Source organism: Glutamicibacter sp. AGC46 (genome assembly GCF_053543715.1).
The window spans coordinates 219211-225469 of the sequence record NZ_JBLVOJ010000012.1 but is presented as its reverse complement, the minus strand read 5'-3'; the positions used below and the strand labels follow the sequence as shown (position 1 = coordinate 225469).

The window sequence follows — 6259 nt, the reverse complement described above, 5'->3', positions numbered from 1 at the left end:
GGCAGTGCAAGGAGAATCGATGCCTCTGGCTTTTCTAAGCCGAAGCCCTCTGCCCTGCGCGGGTCATCGGCAAATGCATGATCCCGTCGTCGTCATAGTCTTCTCCGGAGCGGAGGAAACCGAACTTTCCGTACCAGCCCTCCAGCTGGGTCTGGGCGCTGAGCTGGATCTCCGCCTCCGGAGCGCAAAGCGCCACGGCACGCTGCATGAGTTCCCCGGCCAGGCCCCGGCCTCGGGCTTCTGCGGCCGTTGCAACCCGCCCAATGCGCGGAGTGCCGCTTGCGCTGTCCATGATTCGCACAGTACACAGCACTTTCCCGTTCTCGGTGGCCACCAGATGCACAGTGCCGGCATCCAGATCGCGGCCATCGATGTCCGGGTAGCACGATCGCTGCTCGACGATGAATACCTCGGCACGCAGTTTCAGTATTGAGTAGAGCAATTCTGCGGAAAGCCCATCGGGCTCGTGGATGGAAATCAAATCGTTCATCCTCCAAGACTACCTACGCCCCCGCGCCCAGCTTCCTGCCGGAAACTTGAACCAGGGCACTTGCACCAAAGAGCATTGCCGCGATCCACAGCAACAAGGGAATGGGAGTACCGGGGCTGAGCACCAAGAAGAAAATTGGCGAGAACGTGGCAGCTGCCCGAAGGAAAGTCGCTGTTTCCAGGAAAAGATACGTGGCCACGGCCGACTCGCTGGTGGCTCCCCCGAGTAATGCATCCCAGTCCCGTTCTTCCCTGCTGGCGTGGGCACTGCTTGCCGCAGCACACCCCAACGCGGCGCCCAGGCCTGCGGCGATCCAAAGCCAAATGCGATCCAGCTGGATCATGCCCAGCATTCCCAGCCCGCCGGTCAAGAACAGCAAGGCGGTGGCTGAAAAAAGCATTGCATACAGCGTTGCTGCCCGCATCAGGCGCTGTTCCGAAATCCCTAGAAGCTGGGTGAGCTGCCGTTCGGAAACGAGCGGTGCAATGGTCGCGGAAATGCTCAAGGTGAGAACCAGGCAGAGCACCAGGTAAAAGGCCGCTGCGCTCAGCGGGTTGGCAATTCGCTGAACCGTGGCGGCCAACGCGAAAGCCAGGAGCAGGAACCCGGCCACCGAATGCCAACGGCCTCCCCTCAGCAAACGGAGGCAGAGAATGCGCCACGCCACCGGCAACTTGGCGGTGAGCTCGCCACCGCGTGCGCGCCTGCGGCTAATAGCGGATGTCGCCGGAGCCGAGAGGCCTCGCGAGTCGCCCTGCATCAAAGCCCCCACGGCGAATTGCTGGTGCTCTCCGGCAAAACGCAACGCCCGGCCCGGAATCTGGTCAAAATGGCGAAACGCACCGTACGTACTCGCGCCGCTAAGTACTAGGACAACGAGCAAGGCGAGCACCCAGGCAGCCGGCTTCAAGGTGGCCGCAGCCATAGCGCCAACCAGGCTTTGGGCCCAAGGAATCTGGAACATCAAGAGCATCCACAGCACGGCCAAGGCGATGAGCAGCCCGAGGCCCACCCAGTCGCAGATCCGTCGCGCAGCTATTTGCTGGTTCTTCCCCTGGATCGCCGTGGCCGCGTTGGCAAGCCCGACACCGGCCACTGCGAAGCAGGCGAGCCCAAGGACTGCAACGGGTACCGGGAGCGATCCGGCCAGCCCCAGCATCACGATCAGCCACAACGCACCGGCAAAGCTGCTCGCGAAAAGACCGATGAGCACCGCATTTCGCCACGTCGGCTGGCGGATAGCCCGGAGCTTGACCGGCAGCGGCAGCCACCAGTCGGCCTTGGCCGCACTGAGCCCGCAAGGCCCCAGGTAGAGCATGAGCCGAAAGGTTGCCAAGCCGGCCAAGGCCAATAGCACGAAAGAGAGGTCCTGCAAGCGCCAGACGGCGCTAGGCAGCACTTGGTACGCTACGCCCTCGCCCAAGAGCACAAACAGCATGCCAAAGAGTGCGCTGAAGAGGTAAGCCAACGCCACCAGCGCGGCCAGCACCCAGACATAGGCATCGGAAAAGCTGTCGAATTTCTCGGAGAAATTCCGTCGCTTCTTGGCTCGATTGACCAGTTCTCGAGGATTGAAATCAACGGCATGGGTTGCAACCCGGCTAGCGCTCAAGCCACTGCGCCCCGGCCTGCGGATCAAGCAGTTCACCCTCGTCTTCATCCAGAAGCAGCACTTGGTCCACGCAGCTTCGCAGCATCAGCGGATCATGGGTCACCGCTAGCAAAGTTGTTCCCCTGCCGCGTACCCCGGCAAGCCGCTGGTACAGCTTCTGCCTGATACGCAGGTCCAGGCGTTGTTCCGGTTCGTCAAGAATCAGCAGTTCTGCCGGACGGATCAAGGCCGCGGCGAGCAGCAGCTTACGGCGTTGGCCAGAAGACAGCTCGCCGGGAAGGTGATCGGCAGCAGCAGTGATTTCGAAGAAGTCGAGTTCTGCCTGGACTAACTGGGCCCAATCATCCAGTCCGTGTCCACGAACGACCATTTCCAGATGTTCGCGCACCGTGAGTTCTTCGAAGAAGGCGCCGTCGGTGACCTGTACTGCGACGGTACGGCGAAAATGCTCCGAGCTTTCATTCACGGGAAGACTTTGGAACTCGACGGTGCCTTCCACCGGAATGAGATGTCCCAGGATCGTGCGGATCAGTGTTGATTTTCCGCTGCCATTGGCACCGATAATTCCTAAGCCAGCACCGGGAGCCAGCTGCAGGTTGATCGGCCCGCAGATCACGCGATTGGGATAGCCAATGGTCAAGTCGCGTGCTTCTAGCTGAACTTCAGCGCTTTGACCTGTCTGCATGCCATCGATTCTAGTGTCCGGATACAGCTGGGGGCATCGCCCTCACGGATGATGCCCACAGGATCACTAGCTTGCGATGGCCGCTTGGCTGTAGCCAGGTTCGCGCTTCTTGAACCATTTGATGACCATCGAGGTCACCGGAACAAACAGGACCTCCACGGCGGTCTTGTAGATGAAGCCCACCACCACGTAGTTGATGAATGTCGGCGCATCGGCGATGCCGATAACTGGCGCTGCAATGGCACAGAAGATCAGGGTATCCAGGAACTCCCCAACACCGCTGGAGCCGATCAAGCGGAGAATCAGCCCACGCTCGCCGGTGCGTTCCTTGAGCTTGACCAGCACCCATGAGTTGGCCAGCTGCCCCACCAGGAAGCCGCAAGCGGAGGCGACGACGATCTGCCAGATCGGGCCAAGGGTGCGCTCAAATGCGTCTTGCCCGTCGTAGAACTCGGCTGATGGCAATTGGATCATGACCCAGAAGCAGAACACTGCGAAGAACGCCAAGGCGAAAGTCACCAGGATTGAACGGCGAGCCGCCTTCAATCCGTAGACTTCCGCAATGACGTCGCCCAGAATGTAGGCCAGCGGGAAGAGGAAGAAACCGCCATCGGTGATCAGCGGACCGAAGCTGACACCTTTGGAGGCGCCGATATTCGAAAGAATCACGACCGCGCCCATCAAGGTGAGCACCGTGGAGAAGTAGGGAGAACCCGAAGAAGCGAAAACCGCGTTCTTGGTTCGAATCAGATTGTTGCTGGCGTTGGAATCGCCCATGAATTTTTCCTTGTCAAAGTGGTTCGCCAGAACATCGCTAAAGGGCACGGCCCTGCCCACGAATCAAAAGGGTGAAGGTTCCATGCCTGCGCGCTGTCCCGCTGTATTAGCACTTACGCAACAAGTATCCCATGCATAACTGCGGCCACGTTCTCACCTGTTGAAGACCAACCATGTTTCAGAAATCAAAGAATTCCAAAATTCATATCTCACTTGAATGTCTTCGAACTATAAATTCGAGGAAACAAATAGTGCAGTGACCGTCCTCCCGTACATCAGCATGAAAATTTTCCTTTTTTGAACGCGTTCAAATACTTGGTAGAATCGGATCCACCCACTTCCATCCAAAGGCTCCATGACAACGCAACCACGCACCGAAAAAGGCCAGCAGACCCAAGCCAAGCTCTTGGCAACTGCCTTGGAGTGCTTTGCCACGGACGGATATAAAGCCTCGAGCATGCGTGCCATTGCTTCGAACGCAGGGGTTTCCCTGTCGCATGCGTACTACTACTTCAAGTCCAAAGAGGAGATCGTTGCCCAGCTCCTGCTGAACCTGCGCAGGGAGCAATATGATCTTTGCGCGGGGATGCTCGCAGAGGGAAATACCCTCGAAGCCAACATCCGCGCAGTACTCGACACGGGCGTCGAAGCGTTGGCTCCCTATCACGATTTCGGGCCTGCGTTCCTGCGTCTGATGCTCGCGCGCGATATGGGCAACGACGAGATTTCCAGCATTGAATTGGAGATATGGGAGAAGGTCGTTTCCGGATCCCGCCCGTTGCCCCCATTGGGCATACGACGCGATCTGCCGAAGTTCTTACTGCTGGTTTCCCGCCAGATCTTCTCGGCGTGGGCTTTCGACCAGTCGCCGCAGCAGCGCCGATCCAGACTTCTGATGAAGAACATGGCACCGGTTGCCGCCAAGTTCGCGGTGCTCTGCCGCTTGCCTGTGGTGCGCTCGCTCTTTGAAGATGTGCTGGCACTGATGGATCCAGGGCCAGCAGGGATTGCCGAGGTGTCCATGGCAGATCCTTCACCGCTGAGAAGGCCGAAAGCCTCCTGAAAAGCCGCGGATTGCGCGCGTCGGCAAACACCCTGACACAGAGTTCCGTATCACCGCGCCTTAAGGCGTAAAGTCAAACATGCCGATAGGTGATCCCTAGCGAACCAAAGGAGAACGCAGCACTATGAGCGCAATGGCACGAGCACTGCCAAGCTGGACCCACGACTACGCCACGCTGCGTGATCGCATTGCTTCCTTCCCGAACCAGCACGAGATTCGTTCGGTGAATCAAGACGGCGAAGACGTGGAAATCCTCCGCTACTGGCCTGATGCTTCCTGGTCCGCGCCAAAGGACGCGCAGCGCTTGATCCTCTTGGGCACTCCCAATGACAGCACCGCTGCAGAACTCGCCACTTCGGGTTGGCAGCAAAGCACGACCATGCATCTGCTGGCCGGCAAGCCCGACGACGTCGAGCAGGTAGTCAAGCTCGCCGATACGTCCGGGCTTTTCGAGGCTCCAATGGATAACTATGACGTCGTTGAGGTGACCGACTTCGACCGTCCGGTCGCCCGAGGACGCATGCGCTACGGCGAAAACTACGGCCTGCTTACCGACCCGGACCTTTTCTCCCCCGCTGATCCCGATGCGGCTCGCCGCGCGGTACTGGCTAACTTTGCAGGCGCAGCTTTCGGCCACGGGCTGCCCTGGCTGCTGCTGGTAGCCACCGCAGAACACGCCCAGCAGCTTCCCGAAGGCTGGTCCAAAGCGACCACGCTCAGCTTCTGGCAGCACAGCTAATCCCATTCCCTACCCGCACTACCCGCAATTGAGACTATGACTAATACAAACACTGCCTCTCCAGCCATGACCCTGACCATTGCTGGTTCCGAAGCCACTGGCGGCGCAGGCGCCCAGGCCGATTTGAAGACCTTCCAGGAACTGGGAACCTTCGGCATCGTGGCTTTGACCTGCATCGTCTCCTTCGATCCCAAGGACTCCTGGAACCACCGCTTCGTTCCCGTTGACCAGCAGGTAATTGCCGATCAGCTCGAAGCCATCCAGGCCTGCTACGAGGACAAGCTCAGCACGGTCAAGCTGGGCATGATGGGCTCGCCAGCAACGATCAACACCGTTGCCACCGCGTTGAATTCCCAGCAGTGGGACAACGTACTGCTGGACCCGGTGCTGATTTGCAAGGGCCAGGAACCAGGCCACGCACTGGACACCGACGAAGCCCTCAAGGCTGCCTTGCTGCCCTTGGCTACGTTCGTCACCCCGAACCACTTCGAGGCTGAACAGCTCTCGGGAATCAAGATCACCACCGAAGATGATCTGATCGAAGCCGCCAAGAAGATCCATGAGGTCTCCGGCGCGGCGGTCCTGGCCAAGGGTGGAGTCCGCATCGCTGGCGAAGACGCCGTGGACGTTTTCTACGATGGCACGACCCTCGAGGTCTTGCGCGAGAAGAAGATCGGCGAAGTTGCGGTCTCCGGCGCGGGCTGCTCGCTGGCCGCAGCCGTAACTGCTGAGCTGGCCAAGGGCGCTACCCCGCTGGAGGCAGCCCGCACAGCCAAGGCGTTTGTCACCGAAGGCATCCGCAACCGCGTTTCTGGCAACACCCCGTTTGACGCACTCTGGCAGGGCGGCCGCCGCTAGGCCCTGGCTGCTGGAGTGTTTGCTGGCCACTGCCG

7 protein-coding genes are annotated in these 6259 nt (G+C 59.6%); 3 read left to right on the top strand and 4 right to left on the bottom strand.

The window, feature by feature from the left end:
* Nucleotides 1-34: 34 nt before the first annotated feature.
* The 4 genes from ACNPM8_RS09225 to ACNPM8_RS09210 all read right to left on the bottom strand — a co-directional run bounded on the left by ACNPM8_RS09225 (nt 35) and on the right by ACNPM8_RS09210 (nt 3564).
* Nucleotides 35-490 (bottom strand): GNAT family N-acetyltransferase, encoded by a 456-nt coding sequence (locus ACNPM8_RS09225; RefSeq protein WP_105658592.1) that lies wholly within the window; start codon nt 488-490, stop codon nt 35-37.
* 13 nt (nt 491-503) lie between these two features.
* The gene (locus tag ACNPM8_RS09220; protein WP_448939715.1) at nt 504-2102 is read right to left on the bottom strand and encodes a hypothetical protein; all 1599 of its coding nucleotides are present in this window, start codon (nt 2100-2102) and stop codon (nt 504-506) included.
* Nucleotides 2092-2787: an ABC transporter ATP-binding protein gene (locus ACNPM8_RS09215; protein WP_448939714.1), complete on the bottom strand. Its 696-nt coding sequence runs from the start codon at nt 2785-2787 to the stop codon at nt 2092-2094. The genes ACNPM8_RS09220 and ACNPM8_RS09215 overlap by 11 nt, the downstream gene beginning before the upstream one ends.
* Nucleotides 2788-2853: 66 nt before the next feature.
* Nucleotides 2854-3564, bottom strand: coding sequence for a queuosine precursor transporter (locus ACNPM8_RS09210; RefSeq protein WP_365943047.1), 711 nt, complete (start codon nt 3562-3564; stop codon nt 2854-2856).
* A 355-nt stretch (nt 3565-3919) separates the two neighbouring features.
* Here ACNPM8_RS09210 and ACNPM8_RS09205 point away from each other — a divergent pair, with 355 nt between their 5' ends.
* From ACNPM8_RS09205 to ACNPM8_RS09195, 3 genes are all read left to right on the top strand, one after another.
* Complete coding sequence (locus tag ACNPM8_RS09205) at nt 3920-4627, top strand: TetR/AcrR family transcriptional regulator (protein WP_365943046.1); 708 nt, start codon at nt 3920-3922, stop codon at nt 4625-4627.
* Between the two features lie 124 nt (nt 4628-4751).
* Nucleotides 4752-5366, top strand: a complete 615-nt coding sequence (locus tag ACNPM8_RS09200; RefSeq protein ID WP_365943045.1) for a hypothetical protein — start codon at nt 4752-4754, stop codon at nt 5364-5366.
* Between the two features lie 36 nt (nt 5367-5402).
* Nucleotides 5403-6224, top strand: a complete 822-nt coding sequence (locus tag ACNPM8_RS09195) for a hydroxymethylpyrimidine/phosphomethylpyrimidine kinase (RefSeq protein WP_332487402.1) — start codon at nt 5403-5405, stop codon at nt 6222-6224.
* Nucleotides 6225-6259 lie beyond the last annotated feature (35 nt).